The following is a 20,107-nucleotide window of genomic DNA, read 5'->3' on the forward strand; positions in this document are numbered from 1 at the left end:
AATGGCTGATGGCGAGGATATTGTGGTTGTTGGTTCTTCTGAATTCATTACTGGTTTTCGTCTTGCAGGTGTGCGTTCCACAATTGTGGTGGACCGAAGCACAATTGAGGAGGTGCTTCTTTCCCTGCTGCAGGAGAAAAGAGCAGGGATTCTTGTGCTCCATGACGATGATGTGCGAAGATTGCCTGCTGAACTGCGCACAAAACTCTGGCAGTCGGTAAAGCCCGTGGTTGTTGCAATAGGAAGTGAACCGGAAAGGGACTTACGAGATAAGATTAAACGGACGCTTGGAGTTGACCTCTACAAAGAGGAGGAGAAAAAATGAATGGCGAAGTTTATAGGGTGGCAGGGCCTGTGGTAACTGCTATAGGCTTGCCTGCAAAAATGTATGATTTGGTCTTTGTGGGTAATGAGCATTTGATGGGTGAAGTGATTAGGATAGAAGGGGAAAAGGTGGTCATTCAGGTTTACGAGGATACTGCAGGAGTTAGGCCTGGTGAACCAGTTGAGAACACAGGGAATCCCCTGATGATTGAGCTTGGACCTGGCTTGCTGAGGCAGATTTACGATGGGATTCAACGTCCACTTCCCGCGCTCAGCAAAAAGATGGGTGACTTCATTAAAAGAGGGATTATGGAACCAGGGCTGGATAGAACCGCAAAATGGCATTTTGTGCCGCTTGTAAAACCAGGGGATGTGGTAAAGCCAGGTAGCAAAATCGGTTATGTGCAGGAAACAAAGTTTAACAAAACCTACATACTTGTCCCGCCAGAGATGCAGGGAAAGGTTAAGGAGATTAAAGAGTGCGAAGCGACTGTTGAAGATGTGGTCTGCACCCTTGATTCTGGTGTCGAGCTGAAAATGATGCAGAAATGGGCAGTGCGGTTCCCACGCCCCTTTAGCGAAAAACTGATGCCAGACATTCCACTTATTACTGGACAAAGAATCTTTGATTTCCTGTTTCCAGTTGCGAAAGGAGGCACTGCGGCAATTCCGGGCCCATTTGGATCGGGCAAAACCGTTTCCCAGCATCAGCTTGCAAAATGGAGTGATGCAGACGTTGTGGTCTATGTGGGCTGTGGAGAACGAGGCAACGAGATGACTGAAGTTCTGGAAGAATTTCCGGAGCTTAAGGACCCGAGGACAGGGGCTCCGTTGATGGAAAGAACAGTTCTCATTGCCAACACGAGCAACATGCCAGTTGCAGCAAGAGAAGCGAGTGTTTACACTGGAATCACAATTGCAGAGTACTTCAGGGACATGGGGTATGCAGTTGCATTGATGGCTGACTCAACCTCGAGATGGGCTGAGGCAATGAGAGAAATCTCTTCAAGGCTTGAGGAAATGCCTGGCGAGGAGGGCTATCCAGCTTACCTTTCTGCAAGGTTGAGTGCGTTCTATGAAAGAGCAGGGAGAGTTCGCACACTGGCTGGTGAAGAGGGCTCAATTTCAGTCATTGGTGCGGTCTCACCACCTGGAGGCGACTTCTCAGAACCAGTAACTCAAAATACTTTGAGAATTGTGAAGGTTTTCTGGGCATTGGATGCAAAGCTTGCAGCAAGAAGGCATTTCCCAGCAATAAACTGGCTTACAAGCTACTCTCTTTACACATCTTACCTTGATGACTGGTTCAGGAAAAATGTCAATGAGGACTGGGTAGAACTGAGGCATGAAGCAATGGCAGTGCTCCAGAAAGAGGCGGAACTTGAGGAGATTGTGCAACTCGTGGGTAGCGATTCCCTGCCTCCGTCTGAGCAAATTACGCTGTTTACTGGCAGATTAATCCGTGAAATTTTCCTTCAACAAAATGCCTACCATGATGTGGATTCCTTCTGTCCGCTCAAAAACCAGTACCTGCTTCTGAAAACAATTCTCTGGGTCGATGCCGCCTGCAGAGAGACGCTAAAGAAAGGTGTCAATGTGCGAAGAATTGTGGAGATAAGAAGCGTTGAGGAACTTGCAAGGGCAAGATTTGAAACAGAGTTTGAGAAAGCCATTGAAAATGCAAAAGCTGCAATCACAAAGGAACTAGAGGGGTTGACAAAGGAGGTGCGAAGATGAGTTTGGTTGGTTATCGCACGATAGAAGGGATTGCAGGACCACTTGTATTCGTGAAAAAGACACATCCAGTTGCTTACGGCGAACTCGTTAAAATAGAAACTGCTGATGGTGAAATTAAACGAGGTCAGGTGCTGGATACATCCAAGGGACTTGTTGTGGTGCAAGTTTTTGAAAGCACCACAGGGCTTGACAGGAGAAGCACTGTAACTTTCCTTGGTGAAACTCTGAAAATCCCTGTTAGTGATGAAGTCCTTGGAAGAATTTTTTCTGGTTCAGGCGAGGCAATTGATGGGGGTCCAGCAATAATGCGGAAGGAACGCTGGGACATCACTGGGAGTGCAATCAATCCCTATGCGAGGGATGCTCCGAGAGAGTTTATCCAGACAGGAATTTCCACAATTGATGGCACCAATACACTTGTGAGAGGGCAAAAACTCCCTATTTTTTCTGGCTCAGGATTGCCGCACAACGACATTGCTCTCCAGATTGCGAGACAGGCAAAGGTGCGAAAGGAGGGCGAGGAATTTGGTGTTGTGTTTGCTGCAATGGGGATTACAAACGAGGAGGCAAAGTATTTCATCAAGGACTTTGAACGCACAGGGGCTCTGGGGAGAAGCGTGGTCTTTCTTAACCTAGCTGATGACCCTGCAATTGAACGGTTGATTACTCCAAGAATTGCATTGACCACTGCAGAGTATCTGGCGTTTGAAAAAGACATGCACATGCTTGTTATTCTCACAGACATGACAAATTATGCAGAGGCACTGCGTGAAATCGGGGCTGCAAGAGAGGAGGTGCCAGGAAGACGCGGTTATCCTGGTTACATGTACACTGACTTAGCCACAATCTATGAGAGAGCAGGAAGAATAAAGGGAAGGAAGGGCTCAATCACACAGATTCCAATTTTGACGATGCCGGGAGATGATAAGACACATCCAATTCCAGATTTAACTGGTTATATTACAGAAGGGCAGATTTTTGTGTCGAGGGAATTGCACAGGAAGGGAATTTATCCGCCGATAGATATTCTGCCAAGCCTTTCAAGATTGATGAACCAGGGAATTGGTGTGGGTTCGACAAGGGAAGACCACAGGGCACTCTCAAACCAACTTTATGCCCTTTACGCAGAAGGCAGAGATTTGCGTGGTCTTGTAGCGATAGTTGGTGAAGAGGCATTGTCCGACAGAGATAGAAAGATTCTTGAGTTTGCAGAGGCATTTGAGCAGAGGTTCGTTGCTCAGGGCAGGTATGAGGACAGGCCCATAGAGAAGACACTTGAGATTGGCTGGGAATTGCTTTCAATGGTGCCAGCAAGCTATCTCACAAGGGTGGATAAGAAATACATTGAAAAGTATTATAAGGAAAAGAATGTGCATACAAGTTAAATGAGAAAGGAAAATCTATGTTAGTTTCGTTTTTCTCCAGTGTGTGAAAATTGTAAATAGCGAGGTTCCAATTACTATAAGGATGCCTATGACTACAACTGATAATATGGTCTGGTTCTGGCTCTGTTTCACTCCAATACCTGCAAGTGCCCATATGATTACGAGCGCATATGCTATGTCTTTTCTTGTTATCAGAACGGCTACTGTAATTGCTAGAGCGACTGCCAATGTTAAGATTGCCCAGGATTCTGGGCCAATCCCAAAACCATTCCAGCCAACCGAAACGAGTGTTGCGGAGACATTAGCAATCGTTGCGACAGTGATCCAGCCCAGATAAACACTAAAGGGCACATGAAATGGCAGCATTTTCCGAAATGGAATATTTGATTTTCCGATTTCTATTCGAATATAAATCATGATTAATGTAGCGAGAATTAGGAACATAATCACTACTGATAATACCAGATACTCAAATTGCCAGATAATAAGCCAGAAAACATTCAACATTGTGTTGGCTATAAAAAGATACCCAATCTTTTCTCGGATTTCCTTAGCTAGTTGGGTTGGTAGTGCCTGGTAAACCAGAAAGATCGCGAGTAAGATGTAGATTATCCCCCAGATTGAGAAAACATAACCAGCGGGGGTTATCAGCGTCGGATTTGCATCTTAAATTTGTGCAGTAGTCTTACCGCCTATAATTTTAGTACTTCCCGCTAGTATGTTCACAACCAGCATAATAGCAAAGCAAATAATATTCAGCCATTTTAAAAGATTAGGATCTGCAAATTTTTCCAATTTTTTCCACATACTATGGATGATGCTTGTTTCTTATTTAAACTTGGTGATAAGGGCATGCCAAAGCAGAGAAATGAGCGAAAGTCATGTTTTAGCAATTCTCAATTATGGGTTGTTAGTTGAGCGAATGCGCGGATTAAATATGCAGGAAGGCAGAATAAATTATGGTGATATACACCATATTTACTATTTTACCCACTTTGATGCTCTTCTTTCCCACCAGTCAATTGCCTTATGCATCCCTCCTTCTATGGCGGCAATATTCATTCCAAAATGTCTAGCACTTATTACTTGACGCATTGCAGTTTCATCAATCGTAATAGGCACTCTTGTGGTTCCATAGTATTTCAGCAATGGGCTTCCTTCTGCTCTCAGATTTTCTAAGTAGACCAATGAGTAGTAGACATTTGTTACTAAACTTGCAATCAGAGCGATCCCAACAATAGTAGTTAGTGCAAAAATGATCAGCACAATGATAATTCCAAGCCATACGACCTCACCTACTACCGATGAAAGCAAGAATCCGAGACCTATTATTCCAAAGATCCCAATGAAAAGGACAGCAACAGCCACATAACCTATCACATCTGATATAATTATCCCGAACAAAGCAGGGACTACATTCTTACGCACAAGGGAGACACTTCTCTTAAGTGCCTTTGCCATTGGCATCTCTTCGATTACGATAGCACATACCGTGAATACTGTGAGAAACTGGTAGACCTTGGCAATTATATTAATAGCGACCTTACCTGCAAGCTGAACCCCTATGGAAGCTTTTCCTAATGCTTGAGTGGCAACTGCAAGAGCGCCTGTAAACAAGGTAGTAAGTAATGCAAATTTGAACAGGGCACCCCAATTCCCCTTGAGATTGTCTAATAGTCCCTCTTCTCTTCCGATTTCTGATGCATATACTGCAGCCACAATCATTCCCTGGTAAACATAAATTACGAGATATGAGAAGAGCCATAAGAGAAAGAGGTCCACAATTACAGTGGCAATTAGCATATGGAAGGCGATGTCGGTAGGGTTTCTTATAACCCAGAGAATTTCTAAGATGGTTCCAAGCACGAGTGGAAGGATTAACAGAAGCCACAAACCTGCAGCTAACAGAGGAATTTTGAAGATTTTTGGGTGCGCTTTCACATATTTCCAGGCCTCCCTGAAATAATGCCAAGATATCTTCCAACTCTCGAACATGATTTCTTTTATGAGAAAGGAAGATTTAAGATTTTTTGTTTTGTTTCTGGAATGAGTTTAAGACGAGCAACTGGAATAGAAAACCAAGGTTGCGAGTAAGACGGGCAAAACAGAATAGAACGGGCCCGTCGGGACGAGCAACTGGGAAACAAAACCAAGGTTGCGAGTAAGACGGGCAAAACAGAATAGAACGGGCCCGTCGGGACGAGCAACTGGGAAACAAAACCAAGGTTGCGAGTAAGACGGGCTAAAACAGAATAGAACGGGCCCGTCGGGACGAGCAACTGGGAAACAAAACTAAGGTTGCGAGTAAGACGGGCTAAAACAGAATAGAACGGGCCCGTCGGGACGAGCAACTGGGAAACAAAACCAAGGTTGCGAGTAAGACGGGCTAAAACAGAATAGAACGGGCCCGTCGGGATTTGAACCCGAGACCCCTGGCTTAGAAGGCCAGTGCTATATCCTGTCTAAGCTACGAGCCCTTTGCAGAGTGCCCAAATCATAGATTGGATTTAAACTTTATCGCAGTTGAACTCGAGATTTTTGCATGGGTCTTCAACAAAACCTTCGATGATTTAGGTAATCCTAACTCTTAAATAGGCGCTTCCTTATTCAGAAATGATGATAGAAAAGACGGAAAGAGAAGAAGAATATCTAGAGGAAATTCGAAGAGCTGAGGAAGACGGTAGAGAATGCACTACCACATCCATTGCTAAAAAACTCAAAATTTCTCCAGCATCTGTTTCAGAGATGCTAAAAAAGCTGAAGACAAAGGGTTACATTGAATACTCTCCTTATGGAAATGTACAACTTACTGACTATGGGAGAGATGTTGGAAAGCAAGTGCTAGATAAACATAGGATTGCTGAGGAGTTTCTCATGATGCTTGGCATAGATGAACCAGAGATACACGATGAGGCCTGCAAACTAGAGCATGCACTTTCGGAAAAGGTCTTTGTTGCCCTTTCGGAATTCCTAAAAAATGCCGAGAAAATTGCAACCCTAGATGAATTGGAAGAAGGGGAGACAGGTGTCATCGTGAGGATTGATACGGATGTCATTTGTAAAGGTAAGGGTCATGGTAAGGGCTATGGATGTGCATGGGGTGCTCTAAAACGTCTTTCTGATTTGGGATTCACACCGAAAGCAGAGGTAAAGGTAAAAAGAAAGGCACCTTTCTCTGGTCCGATTGAAGTAGAGATCCGTGGCACTTCTGTGTGCATAAGTAAGAATTATGCACGAGGAATCATTGTTAGAAAGAGAGAGGCGTGAAATGCTCTCCTTTGCATTAGTAGGAAATGCAAATGTGGGTAAGAGCGTAATTTTTAATGCTCTCACTGGTTTGGATCAGCATGTTGGAAACTGGCCAGGAAAAACTGTAGAACTTTTTTCTGGAAAACTTCATTATGCTGGAAGGGAAATTGAGATTGTTGATTTGCCAGGAATTTACTCGTTTGACACATATTCAATGGAAGAAGAGGTCACAAGAGAGTACATAATTACTCAAAGGCCAGATGTTGTTATAAATGTGATTGATGCCTCAGCTCTCGAGCGAAATCTCTACTTCACTCTTCAGGTTCTGGAACTCACGCCAAATGTGGTTGTTGTACTTAATCAAATGGATGTAGCAGAGAAAAAAGGAATGCAGATTGATGTTAAAAAGCTCTCTAGCATTCTAGGAGTTCCAGTAGTGCCAGCGGTAGCCATTCGGGGTAGTGGGATTGTGGAGACAATCAAAACCGCGATAAATATTGCCGAAAAGCCACAACAAGTGAGGAAGGAATTTAAGTTTGGACATGAAGTGGAGAAACGGATTAAGAAGCTGGCTTTGCTTTTGGAGAGATACAATCTTCCCTATCCACCAAGGTTTATGGCCACAAGATTGCTTGAGAAAGATGCTCAAATGCGAAAGCTTGCCGCAAAATTGGATAAAAATATAGTTGTTGCTGCTGACATCTTAGCAAATGAGATTGCAGAACTCCATCATGAACCCAGTGAGACAGTGATTTCTGCAGAGCGATATGCGGTTTGCACTGAAGTTGTGAGGAAGGTTGTGAGATGGAAAGGAGTAAAACGCAAGGGAATTGAACTCATAGACTACATTACTACCCACAGAATCTATGGGTATCTTGTTCTAATGATTGTGGTTGGTGGAATTTTTGTTTTTGTGTTTTACATTGGGTCATTGATCGCAGAAGGAATGGACGCATTTTTTGGATGGCTTGGTGGTGCATACTTTGCCTATTTCGGTGAGAATAGTGGCACGAAAATTATCTGGAATGGCTTCGTCACAGGTGGAATTGGTGGTGCTCTAAGCGTTGTAATACCATTTGTGCTTCCATTCTACATTTTACTTGCGATTTTGGAACAGAGCGGTTATTTAGCTAGAGCAGCATTTCTCATGGATTCCTTGATGCACCGTATTGGGTTGCATGGCAAGGCCTTCATTCCATTGATTCTTGGCTATGGATGTAATGTTCCCGCGTGTGTTGGGTGTAGAATCATGGAGACTGAGCGTGAAAGGACTCTCGCTGCTTTTCTGAGCACGCTTGTGCCCTGTTCAGCAAGAACTGTTGTGATTCTTGGTGTTGTGGGGATGTTTCTGGGAATTCACTGGGCGCTTGCACTCTATGCTCTAAACATTCTTGTGATTTTAGGGATTGGCAAAATGGCGTCTATGTATATGCCAGGCACTGGCACGGGCTTGATAATGGAAATACCTGACTTTAGACTTCCTCAACCCGTGGTAGTAGTAAAACAAACATGGTTTCGTGTGAAGGATTTTTTGGTCATTGCAATGCCGATTATAATCTTAGGTAGTGTTGGGATTGTGCTTATGGATGAGTTCGGTGTTCTCGCTCATGTGAATGTGTTTCTTGCTCCGCTCATTGTTTTTTGGCTTGGACTTCCTGCAGTAGTTGGTTTCACGCTCATTTTTGGTGTTTTGAGGAAGGAGTTAACTGTAGTGATGTTGGCTGCATTTATTGGCACTACGAATTTTGCTGCAGTTCTTTCCCCGCTGCAAATGCTGGTGTTCACTATTGTTGTGATGTTTTATGTCCCTTGTGTTGCCACAATCGCAGCCCTTGTAAAGGAACTTGGATGGAAAAAGGCAGCAGCAATAACCTTGTTTGAAATTGGATTTGCACTTATGATTGGTGGCGTTGTTTATAGGATCGGGTTGCTAGCTGGAATGTAGTGAAGGGTTTTGGAAGAGCCAATCTGGGGCACAGTATTTTACAATGGGTGTAATCTATATGTTGATATCAGTTATTTACATCAATTGAGGTTAAGTTTAGATACCTATTGTGATGGCTTGGTAGATTTGGGAGACCCTGATAGCGACAATGTGCTACCACTTCACATCGTGAACAACAAGAAGCCAGATAGAACAGATCACGAGGTTTGTCGAGAGAAGAAAAGAATCAGTGGACCTTATGGCGTCTGTGGGTGATCAACATGCCCATAAGGCCCAAATTAGTCAATGGAAAAGTAGTAAGATGAAAAGAACGAAAGAAATTGGTTTAAACTCGCAGATTTCAAATCTACGGATGAGTTACTCTTTCCTGAGGTGTTCAGGAGGTCCCTAGGGTCCCTAGATAATACATCTCATTATCGTTCACAAAAAACCTTAATACCACCCTGCTCATTGTGCAGTTGCTATGAATATGCAAATTGATGATCAGACAGTCCGCTCTCTCTGGCGTGAGTTTTTTGAAACTTACAACTACCTCCCCAAAATGGCAGAAATAGCTCACAAATACCCCGAGAAGCGCTCGCTCTTCGTTGATGAGAAGGAACTTCACGAATTCAGCCCAGAGTTCCTAGATGTAATTTTAAACGCCCCACTTGAAGTGCTTGAAATAGGGAAAGAAGTGATGCTTGAAATGATGCCAGCACCTGAAGAAGAAATTGACACTAAAAAACTCTGGATACGGATTATTCCAACTCATCGCCAGCCAATTCCAATAAGGGACATAAGAGAGACCTCCCTCTATAGGTTTATCACAGTTGAAGGTTTGCTGAGGAGAGTTACTGAAGTCAGACCTAGAATTATCGTTGCTGCATTCAGGTGCAAAAATTGTGGGGCATTAATCAAGGTGCGACAGGAAACAGGGGACCTTATGAAGCCTGTTTCCTGTGACCAGAAGCAGGGGGGTTGCGGCAAACTTGCACATCAAACCGATTTTGTTCTTCGACCTGAGGAATCTGAATTTATCGACCAGCAAAAAATTGAAATTCAGGAAAGTCCAGAGACAATGCCAAGAGGTGGAGTCCAGCCCCAGCGATTGATGGGATACATTGAGGATGACCTCTGTGGACAGATTTTCCCAGGAGATAGAGTTCAACTAAGTGGCGTTCTCCTCGCTATTCAGAAACTTAAAGGCAAAACCACGGAATTTGAAATTACGCTTAATGTAAACAACCTCAGGAAACTCAGCAAGGAATACTCAGAGGTGGAACTCACAAAAGAGGAAATTGAAGAGATAGAGAATGCTGCAAAGGATCCAAATATTTTCAATAACATCGTCCGCTCCATAGCACCCACAATTGCAGGTATGGAGGACGCAAAGAGAGCGATTGCACTCCAGCTTGTTGGTGGCGTGCCCAAAACTCTCGAGGATGGAGTGAGACGAAAAGGTGATATTCACATCTTACTTGTCGGTGACCCTGGCACCGCGAAGTCCCAGATACTCACATTTGTTGCTAGAATTGTGCCTAGAGGTATTTATGCAGTTGGGAAGTCCACTTCTGCTTCTGGTCTCACTGCCGCAGCGGTGAAAGATGAGTTCGGAGAGGGTCGCTGGACATTGGAGGCTGGTGCACTTGTCCTGGCAGATACAGGCATTGCTTGTATCGACGAATTAGATAAGATGTCTAAGGAAGATAGGAGCGCAATGCACGAGGCACTTGAACAGCAAACAGTTACAGTTTCTAAAGCAGGAATTTACGCAACTCTCAACACCAGATGTCCTGTTCTAGCTGCTGCCAACCCAAAAGAAGGCAGGTTTAATCCTAATCGCCTTTTCTTCAGTCAGATTGATTTGCCAGAAACCCTTATTTCGAGATTTGACATTGTGATTCCTGTTTTGGATAGGCCCGATGCAGAGAGGGATGGAGATATTGCAACCCATATTTTGAAAGCACATCTACATGGAGAGGTTTTGGCTCTTGAAAGCGAAGGAAGAAAACCGGAAATAGAAGACACTGGTAGGGATTTACAGCCACCATTTCCCATGGATTTCCTGAAGAAGTATATTTCATATGCGAGAAAATGCATCCCAGTGCTGTCCGATAAGGCAAGAGAGATTATCCAGAGAAAATATGTAGAAATTAGAACAATGTACGAGAATGAAGCAGAGGAAGTGGTGCCAATCACACCAAGACAATTGGAAGCAATGATTCGACTTTCAGAGGCCGCTGCAAAACTCCGTTTGAGCAAGGAAGTAACAGAAGATGATGCAAACCTTGCAGTGGAGATTTTCATGAAATGCTACAGAATGGTGGCTACAGACCAAGCAACTAATAAGTTGGATGTAGACCTACTCACCACTGGAATTCCAAAGTCAAAGAGGGATGCTATTGCAACAGTGCGAGACATAATAATAGAACTTGAGGCGGAAAACAAGGAGAATGGTGCATCGAAAGAGGATGTAATTACACTTGCACAGGAACGAGGAATTGATGAATCTAGCGTAGATGAAATAATTGATAAGTTGAAAAAGAATGGAGAGATTTATGAGCCGAAAGAAGGATACTACAAGCGAATCAGGGACTGAGTCGAAGATATGGTTGAAGGTTCATCGAAGAGGTGCAGAGATTCTTGTTGCAGCATGTGATGTGTGCCTTGTTGGAGAACATCTGAAGGATGAGCGTTTTTCAGTTCACATTAGTCCTGAATTTTACAAAGGAGAACTTGTGAACGATGAAACATTTGTGGTCTATATGAGAACAGCTACAATCGCTAACCTGTTCGGAAAGCACACAGTGGCCCTTGCAATAAGAGCTGGATTTGTGGAGAAGGAGAATGTTATAAAAATTGCGGGCGTTCCTCATGCGCAGATGGTGGTGATGTGAGTGCTCTGTCCGAAATGTGGAATGACAGTTTCGCAACTTCATTCTGGTCTTTGCCTTCATTGTCTTATTCGTGAGAAAAAGCCAGTTTCTTTGCCAGAAAAAATTGAGATGCTTGTTTGTGGGGATTGTGGGGCGTTGTATGTTGGAAAACATTGGGAAAAATTTGAGAGTGAGGAAGATGCACTTAAAAAATTGATTTACCAGGAAATTGTGTGCAAGCCAGGGTTCAAATGCACTGCAGTTGAGTTTGAATGCAAGGAAATTGACCGTGATGTGCTTTCGTGTGCGGTGAAGTTAAGTTTGGAGCATGAAGGCGAACTTCAGTCAGGCAATCGCCAGATTACGGTTTTTTGCAGAAAAAATCTATGTCCAGATTGCTCAAGAGTGCATGGTCATGGATTTTCGGCCATAATTCAGATAAGAAGGAAGGGAAGAGAGATAGAAGCAAGAATTCTGGAGGAAATGGAGGCAGTCGTTGAAGGAAGCCAGAATGGAAAAAGGCAGGTTGTGAAGCGAGAAAATGTGGAGAATGGCATCGACATTTACATTGTGGACAACAGTTATGCCCGAGCTGTCTGTGAAGAGTTGAAACGGCGTTTTGGCGTTAAAGTAAAGGTGTCTCCAAGGTTGCACACGAGAAAGGAGGGAAGGGATGTTTATCGTGTTACTTATCTCCTTGAATTTGAGAGGTTTGAGGAAGGAGACCTTATTTATTACGAGGGGGAGCTTTACACAATTGCACCAGCAAAGGCAGGTAAACTTCTGTTGAAAAGCCAGAATGGAAAAGAAAGAGAGGTCATGATAGAGCATCTGAAAAATGTGGAGATAATAGAATTCAGGATGTTGGAAGAGGTGAAGGTGGTTTACCGCGATGAAAGAGAAATCACTGTGATGGATGAGAAAACAATGAAACTGGAGAGATTCGGGAACCTAGATTATCCAGCAGATGCAGAGACGGTCTGGGTGTTGAAGAGAGAAGATAATATTTACCTGGTTCCATTTAGGAGTGTAAAGAAGATGAGAGGTGATCCAAGATGAAAGCCCACACAGAGTATCTCTGGTTTCACACAAAAAACAAGCGAGAATACATTAACATTACAGAGCAAGTTGAGGAGATTGTGCGAAAGTCAGGAATAAAGGAGGGATTTGCACTGGTTTCTGCGATGCACATCACAGCTGGCGTTTACATCAACGATGCAGAAAGTGGATTGATAAAAGACATAGATGAGTGGGTTGAGAAGCTTGCGCCGTTTAGACATGATTACAGGCATCATAGAACCGGTGAGACAAACGGTGATGCCCATCTCAAGAGCTTGCTCATAGGCCATGAAGTGATTGTGCCAATTACTAATGGGGAGTTAGATTTTGGACCCTGGCAGCAGATTTACTATGCAGAATTTGATGGTCAAAGAGATAAGCGTGTGATTGTGAAGGTAATAGGTGTTTAAAGTGAAAATAAACAGAAGCGTGGCTGTAATTCTTGCCTTTGCGTTCTTTGTGTGCGCTTGTGGAATGCTTGGCTACGCCGTGCTCAACCTCTCGCTTCAGGATGAAATGCTTCCACCAGATGCCCCGCAGAGAAATGAGACGGTAAGTCCCCAGGCACCTGCAATAAACATGAATGTTTGCCTCTTAATCTACTGGCTCTTCCTAGGGTTTGGTATCGTGGGAATTTTCTATCTGGTTGCGATGCGCAGGGGAAGAGAGGTGATGCATGCCTTCTTTGGTGCGTTGCTGGCTGTACTTATCCTCATAGGTATTCTTTATGTGATGGCTGTGAACAATACGCAGGAAAACACTGGTGAAAATATCACATCGAATTCAACAGGGACACCAGGAAACACACCATTGCCAAAGACCTCAACAACACCACCGCTTATCTCAATGCTTCTTGTGGCAGGGATGTTTGTGCTCATTGCTGTTATTATTGTTACTCTTCTTTTTTCCTATCTTTCTTCGAGGACAGGGAGAGGAACTGGGAAGGTAGAGCCATTTAATCTGGATTTCGCAAAGGCGATTGATGAAGGAATTGCGTTGTTTGAAACAGGGGTTTCTGCGAGAGATGCAATCATAAGATGCTACAGAAGAATGACTGAACTTCTGGCTGCACATGGTGTAAAAGATGCCCTTTACCTAACTCCAAGGGAATTTAAGGAGGAAGTCCATGCAAAAATGGGCTTTGAAAGTAAAAATCTGGATGCGTTGGTGGAGCTTTTTGAGACAGCAAGGTATAGCAGTCATCCAATTGGAGAGGCAGAAAGGGAGCAGGCTCTGGGGGCATTGAAAGGGCTTAGGAAGGAGGTGGAAGGTTGAAGGAGCACAAACTCCTCACTGTGATTTTCTTCATTGCCATTTTCTTCGGTGTGCTCTCACCATTCGTGTATTATGCACAATACAGCGGGATTGTTCAGCTTGGTTTTATTGCATTCACAGCCCTTATTGGCGTGTTTCTAGTTTATTACTACGGTTTCCATACTTCTAGTGAGGAGCGAGAGGAGGCAAGAAGAAGCGAGCGTTGGGAAAGGTTTGACAAGACCGCAGAGCGGGCATTGCAGGGCTACACATTGAGCCAGAATATTCTAAAAGACAGCGTGCTTGAGGCCTACATGCGGCTTTACAGTGTGAAGGAGCCAAAACAGCTGCGGGGCTTTGTGGATGATGACATTCTGAAATTTCTGATGCGCAAGCCAGAGAAGATTCGGATAAAAAGGAGCGGTGAAGAGTTCTACCAGATGATGATGAGGGTGTTCAGAGAGGAGGGTGTAGAATGAGCGTTACTAGGAAGAAAGATATATGTGATCAAGTATATTCGAATCTGATGCCAAACAGTGATGTAATTGTGGATAAACCTATTAGGGGATTTCTATTCTTCTGCACAAACAGGAGCGAGGAAGAATGTTTCTCTAGAATGTTGTTTGGAACAGAAAAGCAGTATGGTCCTGTGGTTATAAGAATCAGAAAAGACGACCTCCTGTTTTTGATTAACATAGATATGGATGCTCTCTATGGCGTTTTCAAAGCTGCCTCTGATGGAGGTTTCAAACTATTTCCAGAAGCATGGGGTGGCAAATACCCATACCAGGTGAAAATTGAACAAATAGGAAAAATAATTAAATTGAAAGATGCAAATAAAATACTAAAAAATTTTGAAATAAGAAGAAATACACCGCTATTTGGCAAAAAGCTGTTAAAATTCCTTGATTTGTTTGCATCTAAATCCCCACTACTGGAAGACATAGAGAGCTGGGATGCTCAGACAACGAAACTTATTCTAAGGGAGAGATCGCGGGTAAAAGAAAGGATGGATATCCAAGACATTGAAGATGAGATTCCACTCCTTGAAAGCACCACATTCTGGGATTTTCCAAAGCAGAGCTATGGTCTTACACCAAAAGGGAACAATAAGTACCCTGGTGTTACTCCGGCACTGATTATCTACAATTTGATATGGAGGTATACAGAACCTGGAGACCTTATAGTAGACCCAATGGCTGGAAGTGGCACAACTCTGGATGTGTGTAACGAGGAAAAGCGGAGATGCATCTGCTATGACATTGCCCCCACAAGACCAGAAATAATTCAAAACGATGCGAGAAAAATTCCTCTGGAAGACAATTCAGTTGACATGGTGTTTATTGATTCACCCTACGGAGACAACATTAGATACAATGAGCATCCTGACTGCATAGGCAAAATTTCTTGTGAAACCGCAGAATTTTACGATGAACTTGAAAAAGTGATTAAAGAGTGCTATCGCATATTGAAACCTGGTAAAGTTCTTGGCTGGCTGATAGGAGACCAGTGGGTCAAGAAGAAGTTTACACCAGTTGGTTTTCTGATATATGAACGTCTTTGCAAATACTTTGAGCCAGTTGACATAATTTGTGTGGCAAGGAGAGGACAAGCATCGCACACGGATGTGTGGCATAACAGAGCAAGACGATTCAATTTCTTTCTGAGGGGATTTAAGTATCTGATAATAGTAAGGAAGCAAGGGGTGGAGAAAAGCAAAATTGCCAAGTCTAGAAAAATAACATGGACATTTTATGAAAGAGGAAAATTATCATAGGAGGAGTTAAGATGAAATTTGAGGACTTATTAACACTGTATGAAGGAATGAGACAAAAGTACGGTAATGAGACATACAAGCACATCTCAGAATTGTTCTCATTAGCAAAAGAAATGCATAAAAACGACTGGAAAAGAAGTCCGACGCCACAGGGTGATCATGAACAATCTTGGCGTGCATTCAAAGGAAAAAACTTTGAGAAACTGATAATGTATGTTATTAAGAAAGAAGTTGAAGGACTTGGGTTGAAAGTGGTTGAGGGAAACATTTTAGAAAGAACCACATCAATCAATCTCTCGAAAGAGCTTAGCCTGGTAAAAAGAAATCTACTTATAGATTATGGAGAGTTTGGTGCCCATTTGCCAGATGTGGATATAGTAATTTATCATCCTGTTTCTCTCCGACCACTTGCAGTAATTTCGACTAAGATCACTCTGAGAGAGAGGATTGCTCAAACTGGATACTGGAAATTAAAGCTGATGCAGGATGAAGTTACAAGACATATTAAGGTATTTTTCATTACTCCAGATGAAGATGGCACATTAAAGGCGAAGAAGCCCACAAAGAAGGGACGTGCAATTGTTGAGGTAGATACAGATGGAAGCTATGTAATGAGTGAAGAAAAAATAGAAGAAAGTGATAAAGTAAAGATGTTTGACAAATTTATTGAGGACTTAAAAAAATTGGTGGAAAAAGGTTCTATTTAAATGGTTTTATTTTACTCTCTTTTCCTGAAGTTCTCGCACATTCTGGTGTAGCGTTCCACCTCCTGTTTTGAGAGCGGTTTCACCTGTTTCAACGCCTCCTCAAAGTGCTTCATTTTCACTTTAACATCCTTCAGTTTTGCCTCATCCACCTTGCCATTGTTCTCGTTGAGATACTCTCTCATCGCAAGATAGCTGGCTTTCTGTACTACCGCAGCAAGGTCTGCACCATTGTAATTCTCAGTCATCTCCACAATTTTCTCAAGTTTGACATCATCCGCAAGTGGCATGTTCTTTGTATGAATCCTAAGGATACTGAGCCGCTCATCTTTGCCAGGCATCGGCACATACACCAATCTATCAAATCTTCCAGGGCGGAGAATCGCAGGGTCAATTATGTCTGGGCGATTCGTTGCTGCAATCACCACCACATTGTGCAATTCCTCAATTCCATCAAGCTCTGAGAGCATCTGGCTTATAACTCTCTCTGTGACATGGGAATCGCAACTCTGGCCTCGCACTGGCACGATTGCATCAATCTCATCAAAGAAGATGATGCATGGCGCAGCTGTCTTTGCCTTCCTGAAGGTTTCCCGCACCGCTTTTTCGCTCTCGCCCACCCATTTTGAGAGGAACTCTGGGCCCTTCACAGAGATAAAGTTTGCCTCGCTTTCAGTGGCAACTGCCTTTGCAAGCAAGGTCTTGCCAGTGCCTGGTGGTCCGTAAAGCAGAATGCCTTTTGGCGGTTTTGTGTTGAAATGTTTGAACAAGGTAGGATACTTCAGTGGCCATTCCACTGCTTCCTTCAATTCTTCCTTCTGGGCATCAAGCCCTCCAATGTCATCCCAATGTACATTCGGGCGTTCAATCAGCACCTCCCGCAATGTAGATGGTTCCATCTCTCTGAATGCGGCAATGAAATCCTCTTTCGTAACTTTGATTGTGTTCAGTGTCTGCACTGGGATTTTTTCGCTCTCCATATCAATGTTTGGCAGTATTCTCCTCAGCGCTTTCATTCCTGCTTCCTTCACGAGTGCAGCAAGGTCTGCGCCAGAGTAGCCATGGGTTAGGTCTGCAAGTGCAGAGAGGTCCACATCTTCTGAGAGTGGCATTCCCCTTGTGTGAATCTGCAGAATTTCAAGCCGTGCATCCCTATTAGGAATTCCAAGTTCAATCTCTCTATCGAATCTACCAGGTCTTCTCAGTGCTGGGTCAAGGGCATTGGGCCTGTTTGTAGCACCTATTACCACTACTCTGCCCCTGCTCTTCAGCCCATCCATCAAGGCAAGCAACTGGGCAACAACTCTGGTTTCCACCTCACCTTTGATGTCATCCCTCTTTGGAGCAATTGAGTCAATTTCGTCGATGAAAATTATTGATGGTGCGTTTTCCTCTGCCTCTTTGAAAATCTCTCTCAAATTTTCCTCGCTCTGGCCATAGAACTTGCTCATAATTTCAGGACCGCTGATTGAGTAGAAGTTGGCGTTGGTTTCGTTAGCAACTGCTTTTGCAAGCAATGTCTTGCCAGTGCCTGGAGGACCATGGAGCAGCACACCTTTTGGTGCCTCTATACCCAAACGGTCAAAGAGTTCTGGGTGGCGAAGTGGGAGCTCTATCATCTCCCTTACTTTCTTAATTTCTTCCTTGAGCCCACCTATGTCTTCGTAGCTAACCCTGCTCACTCCTACCTCTTTTTCCTTCGCAATTTTCTCGCTTACCTCTACTTCTGTGCTTCCGTTTATCATCACCACATCTGTGGAAGGAGAATAGGAAGTGACAATGAGCGTGACCTTTCTACCCATGAGGTTAAGTTCAACAGCATCGCCCTTGGTGAGCACTCTCCCTTCCAGTATCTGGGATAGATACTCAGCACCGAAGATTCTTATCGGTTCAGTGGGAGAGAAAACCACTTTAGAGGCCTTTTTCACCTCTGTCTTCTTCACACTAACTTTGTCATCTATTCCTGCACCAGCATTCTTTCTTGTGATTCCATCCATTCGAATTGTTCCTGTACCTTCATCCTCGGGATAGCTAGGCCAGACAATGGCTGCAGTTTTCTTTGTGCCCTCGATTATTACTACATCACCTGGCTCAAGTCCGTTGTTTTCCATGTATTCTGTGTCAATTCTGACGATACCTCTACCAGCATCCCGCGCAGTCGCTTCAATTACCTTTAAATAATTTTTTTCAGGTGTTTTTACCGACATTTATACCACCTCCTGACAAAAACAAAGGTATAACAAAAAGGAGAGAAGGAAAAGTGTTTACTCAATGTTCACCTTTACCTTCTTTTTCTCAGTGGGGTTTTTCTTTGGCAGGATGATTTCAAGGACACCATTGTTCAGTTTTGATGTAGCTTTATCAGGAACAATATCCTCTGGTAGCTCAATGCATCTGTAGAATTTTCTGTAGCTGCGTTCCCTGTGAACCACATTGCCCTCTGTGCTCTCGGTTTCTGTGCCCGTCTCTGAAGAAATTTCTAGAGTATTCCCTGAAATTGAGACATCAATCTTGTCCTTCGTTGCGCCAGGCATTTCTGCAATTACCTTGAATTCTTTGCCTGTGTCAATCATGTCCACAAATGGAGCTCTTATTTCTGGTTCTCTCATTTCTTTTCTGAATGTGAATGGTGACCTGAATGCCATCTCAAAGAAAGCGCGTTCGAAGTTTCTCATTGCTCTCTCGAATTCTTCAAATGGGTCGTAGAAGTCCCTGCCCACAATGTCTGCATCCTTCTTTCGAATTTCAATTTTGTTTTCATCATCTTTCTTTCTTCCAAACATGTGTATCACCTCCAAGTTGTTAACCTTTGTTTGTCATCATAAAAGAGTATGTAAGCACTACTATATAAATCTTTTGCATTAGTTTCAATGTATATAAAGTTAAGTGGTCAAAAGAAGCACATTTGTTATGGATTACCAGGGTTTTTTGCCTTATTAAGAATCAAAAATCGTTTTTCCAGATTTGCCTTTACCACATCCTCTGGCATACCCGCAGTTCTCTCCTTTCTTGATAACGCATAAATTAGTTTTTCCACACCTACAAATGTGGGTTCTTTGAGTGTGAGGTTTGCCTCTTTGAATGCCTCTCTCAGCAAATCCATTGCTTGGCTCTCGTTTCCAAAACTTGTTGTGAAGTCCACCATAATTGCATCAAGGGCACCGTAGAGTGTGCTGGTGTCAACTTCCATTGCCTCAATTGAACGAAGCAATGAGTCGATTATGAAACTTCTGGCATCCCTTTTTTCCTCGTCTTCCAGCAGCATCAGAAATGCTACCATGTGCTTGAACCCGACCTCTACATTATCACCAGTTTTAGCACTGGTAAGAAATGCATTTTTGAGCTTTCCTCCCGCTCCAGAGTGCAGATTTTCATTTGCGATTTTCTGGAGGTCTGCAAAATCAAATTTCCTCTCTGTTATCAGGTCTGCCTTGTTTGCAAAGAAGATGAGTGGAATTTCTCCAGTAACCTTTTTAAGTGATGGAAGCCAGTATTCCTCCAAGCTGTCAAGTGTTTCCTTTCTTGTGATATCACACACCATTATCGCACCCTCAACCCCCTTAAAAGCATTGAAGTGCACACCCCTGTATTCCTTCTGACCCAGAATGTCCCAGATTATGAGATTAACAGAAACTCTGTCCTCAATTGTTTCCACCACTACCTCCTTCTTCGAAACCCTTGTCCCAATTGTCTGAATGTAACTTTCATCAAACGCATTGTGCACATACCTTGCAATCAAGCTGGTTTTCCCCACTGCTCCATCACCAAGCAACGCAATTTTCTTCACCAATCTCTTCATGTTAGGTATATCGCTC

At 43.4% G+C, this 20,107-nt stretch carries 19 protein-coding genes and 1 tRNA gene; 14 read left to right on the top strand and 6 right to left on the bottom strand.

Annotated features, from left to right (window positions below):
• The first annotated feature begins 1 nt into the window (after position 1).
• Genes QXD64_02715 through QXD64_02725 form a run of 3 tightly spaced genes read left to right on the top strand, consistent with a single transcriptional unit; the run spans position 2 to position 3,446 of the window.
• Positions 2-325: a V-type ATP synthase subunit F gene (locus QXD64_02715; GenBank protein MEM3396228.1), complete on the top strand. Its 324-nt coding sequence runs from the start codon at positions 2-4 to the stop codon at positions 323-325.
• Positions 322-2,061 carry a V-type ATP synthase subunit A gene (locus tag QXD64_02720; protein MEM3396229.1) on the top strand — a complete coding sequence of 580 codons (1,740 nt, stop codon included), beginning with the start codon at positions 322-324 and terminating at the stop codon, positions 2,059-2,061. The genes QXD64_02715 and QXD64_02720 overlap by 4 nt, the downstream gene beginning before the upstream one ends.
• A gap of 2 nt (positions 2,062-2,063) precedes the next feature.
• Entirely contained in the window at positions 2,064-3,446 is a 1,383-nt protein-coding gene (locus QXD64_02725; protein ID MEM3396230.1) for a V-type ATP synthase subunit B, read from the top strand.
• 15 nt (positions 3,447-3,461) lie between these two features.
• Here the strand turns inward: QXD64_02725 and QXD64_02730 are convergent, their stop codons facing one another.
• From QXD64_02730 to QXD64_02740, 3 genes are all read right to left on the bottom strand, one after another.
• Positions 3,462-3,863 carry a hypothetical protein gene (locus QXD64_02730; protein MEM3396231.1) on the bottom strand — a complete coding sequence of 134 codons (402 nt, stop codon included), beginning with the start codon at positions 3,861-3,863 and terminating at the stop codon, positions 3,462-3,464.
• Positions 3,864-4,427: 564 nt separating this feature from the next.
• Positions 4,428-5,441 (bottom strand): hypothetical protein, encoded by a 1,014-nt coding sequence (locus QXD64_02735; GenBank protein ID MEM3396232.1) that lies wholly within the window; start codon positions 5,439-5,441, stop codon positions 4,428-4,430.
• Positions 5,442-5,848: 407 nt separating this feature from the next.
• A tRNA-Arg gene (locus QXD64_02740) sits at positions 5,849-5,923 on the bottom strand.
• A gap of 139 nt (positions 5,924-6,062) precedes the next feature.
• Between QXD64_02740 and QXD64_02745 the strand changes: the two genes are divergently transcribed.
• From QXD64_02745 to QXD64_02795, 11 genes are all read left to right on the top strand, one after another.
• Entirely contained in the window at positions 6,063-6,713 is a 651-nt protein-coding gene (locus QXD64_02745) for a metal-dependent transcriptional regulator (GenBank protein ID MEM3396233.1), read from the top strand.
• 1 nt (position 6,714) lies between these two features.
• Positions 6,715-8,640 (top strand): ferrous iron transport protein B, encoded by a 1,926-nt coding sequence (feoB, locus tag QXD64_02750; GenBank protein MEM3396234.1) that lies wholly within the window; start codon positions 6,715-6,717, stop codon positions 8,638-8,640.
• Between the two features lie 9 nt (positions 8,641-8,649).
• The gene (locus QXD64_02755) at positions 8,650-8,895 is read left to right on the top strand and encodes a hypothetical protein (GenBank protein ID MEM3396235.1); all 246 of its coding nucleotides are present in this window, start codon (positions 8,650-8,652) and stop codon (positions 8,893-8,895) included.
• Between the two features lie 214 nt (positions 8,896-9,109).
• On the top strand, positions 9,110-11,221 hold the full coding sequence (locus tag QXD64_02760) for a minichromosome maintenance protein MCM (protein ID MEM3396236.1): 2,112 nt from the start codon (positions 9,110-9,112) through the stop codon (positions 11,219-11,221).
• Positions 11,181-11,519 carry a DUF424 family protein gene (locus QXD64_02765; protein MEM3396237.1) on the top strand — a complete coding sequence of 113 codons (339 nt, stop codon included), beginning with the start codon at positions 11,181-11,183 and terminating at the stop codon, positions 11,517-11,519. Before QXD64_02760 ends, QXD64_02765 begins: the two co-directional genes overlap by 41 nt.
• Positions 11,520-12,557 carry an NMD3-related protein gene (locus QXD64_02770; protein MEM3396238.1) on the top strand — a complete coding sequence of 346 codons (1,038 nt, stop codon included), beginning with the start codon at positions 11,520-11,522 and terminating at the stop codon, positions 12,555-12,557. It abuts the gene before it with no gap.
• Complete coding sequence (locus QXD64_02775) at positions 12,554-12,967, top strand: secondary thiamine-phosphate synthase enzyme YjbQ (protein MEM3396239.1); 414 nt, start codon at positions 12,554-12,556, stop codon at positions 12,965-12,967. The genes QXD64_02770 and QXD64_02775 overlap by 4 nt, the downstream gene beginning before the upstream one ends.
• A gap of 1 nt (position 12,968) precedes the next feature.
• Positions 12,969-13,832, top strand: coding sequence for a DUF4129 domain-containing protein (locus QXD64_02780; protein ID MEM3396240.1), 864 nt, complete (start codon positions 12,969-12,971; stop codon positions 13,830-13,832).
• Positions 13,829-14,290, top strand: a complete 462-nt coding sequence (locus QXD64_02785) for a hypothetical protein (GenBank protein ID MEM3396241.1) — start codon at positions 13,829-13,831, stop codon at positions 14,288-14,290. The genes QXD64_02780 and QXD64_02785 overlap by 4 nt, the downstream gene beginning before the upstream one ends.
• A 47-nt stretch (positions 14,291-14,337) precedes the next feature.
• Entirely contained in the window at positions 14,338-15,588 is a 1,251-nt protein-coding gene (locus QXD64_02790; GenBank protein MEM3396242.1) for a DNA methyltransferase, read from the top strand.
• 11 nt (positions 15,589-15,599) lie between these two features.
• Complete coding sequence (locus QXD64_02795; GenBank protein ID MEM3396243.1) at positions 15,600-16,295, top strand: BsaWI family type II restriction enzyme; 696 nt, start codon at positions 15,600-15,602, stop codon at positions 16,293-16,295.
• Positions 16,296-16,306: 11 nt separating this feature from the next.
• Here the strand turns inward: QXD64_02795 and QXD64_02800 are convergent, their stop codons facing one another.
• From QXD64_02800 to QXD64_02810, 3 genes are all read right to left on the bottom strand, one after another.
• Positions 16,307-18,499 (bottom strand): CDC48 family AAA ATPase, encoded by a 2,193-nt coding sequence (locus QXD64_02800; protein ID MEM3396244.1) that lies wholly within the window; start codon positions 18,497-18,499, stop codon positions 16,307-16,309.
• 57 nt (positions 18,500-18,556) lie between these two features.
• On the bottom strand, positions 18,557-19,075 hold the full coding sequence (locus QXD64_02805) for an Hsp20/alpha crystallin family protein (GenBank protein ID MEM3396245.1): 519 nt from the start codon (positions 19,073-19,075) through the stop codon (positions 18,557-18,559).
• A gap of 125 nt (positions 19,076-19,200) precedes the next feature.
• Positions 19,201-20,091: a Rab family GTPase gene (locus QXD64_02810; protein ID MEM3396246.1), complete on the bottom strand. Its 891-nt coding sequence runs from the start codon at positions 20,089-20,091 to the stop codon at positions 19,201-19,203.
• Positions 20,092-20,107 lie beyond the last annotated feature (16 nt).

It is taken from the genome of Thermoplasmata archaeon, assembly GCA_038874435.1.
In the GTDB taxonomy this organism is placed as follows: domain Archaea; phylum Thermoplasmatota; class Thermoplasmata; order Lutacidiplasmatales; family SKW197; genus SKW197.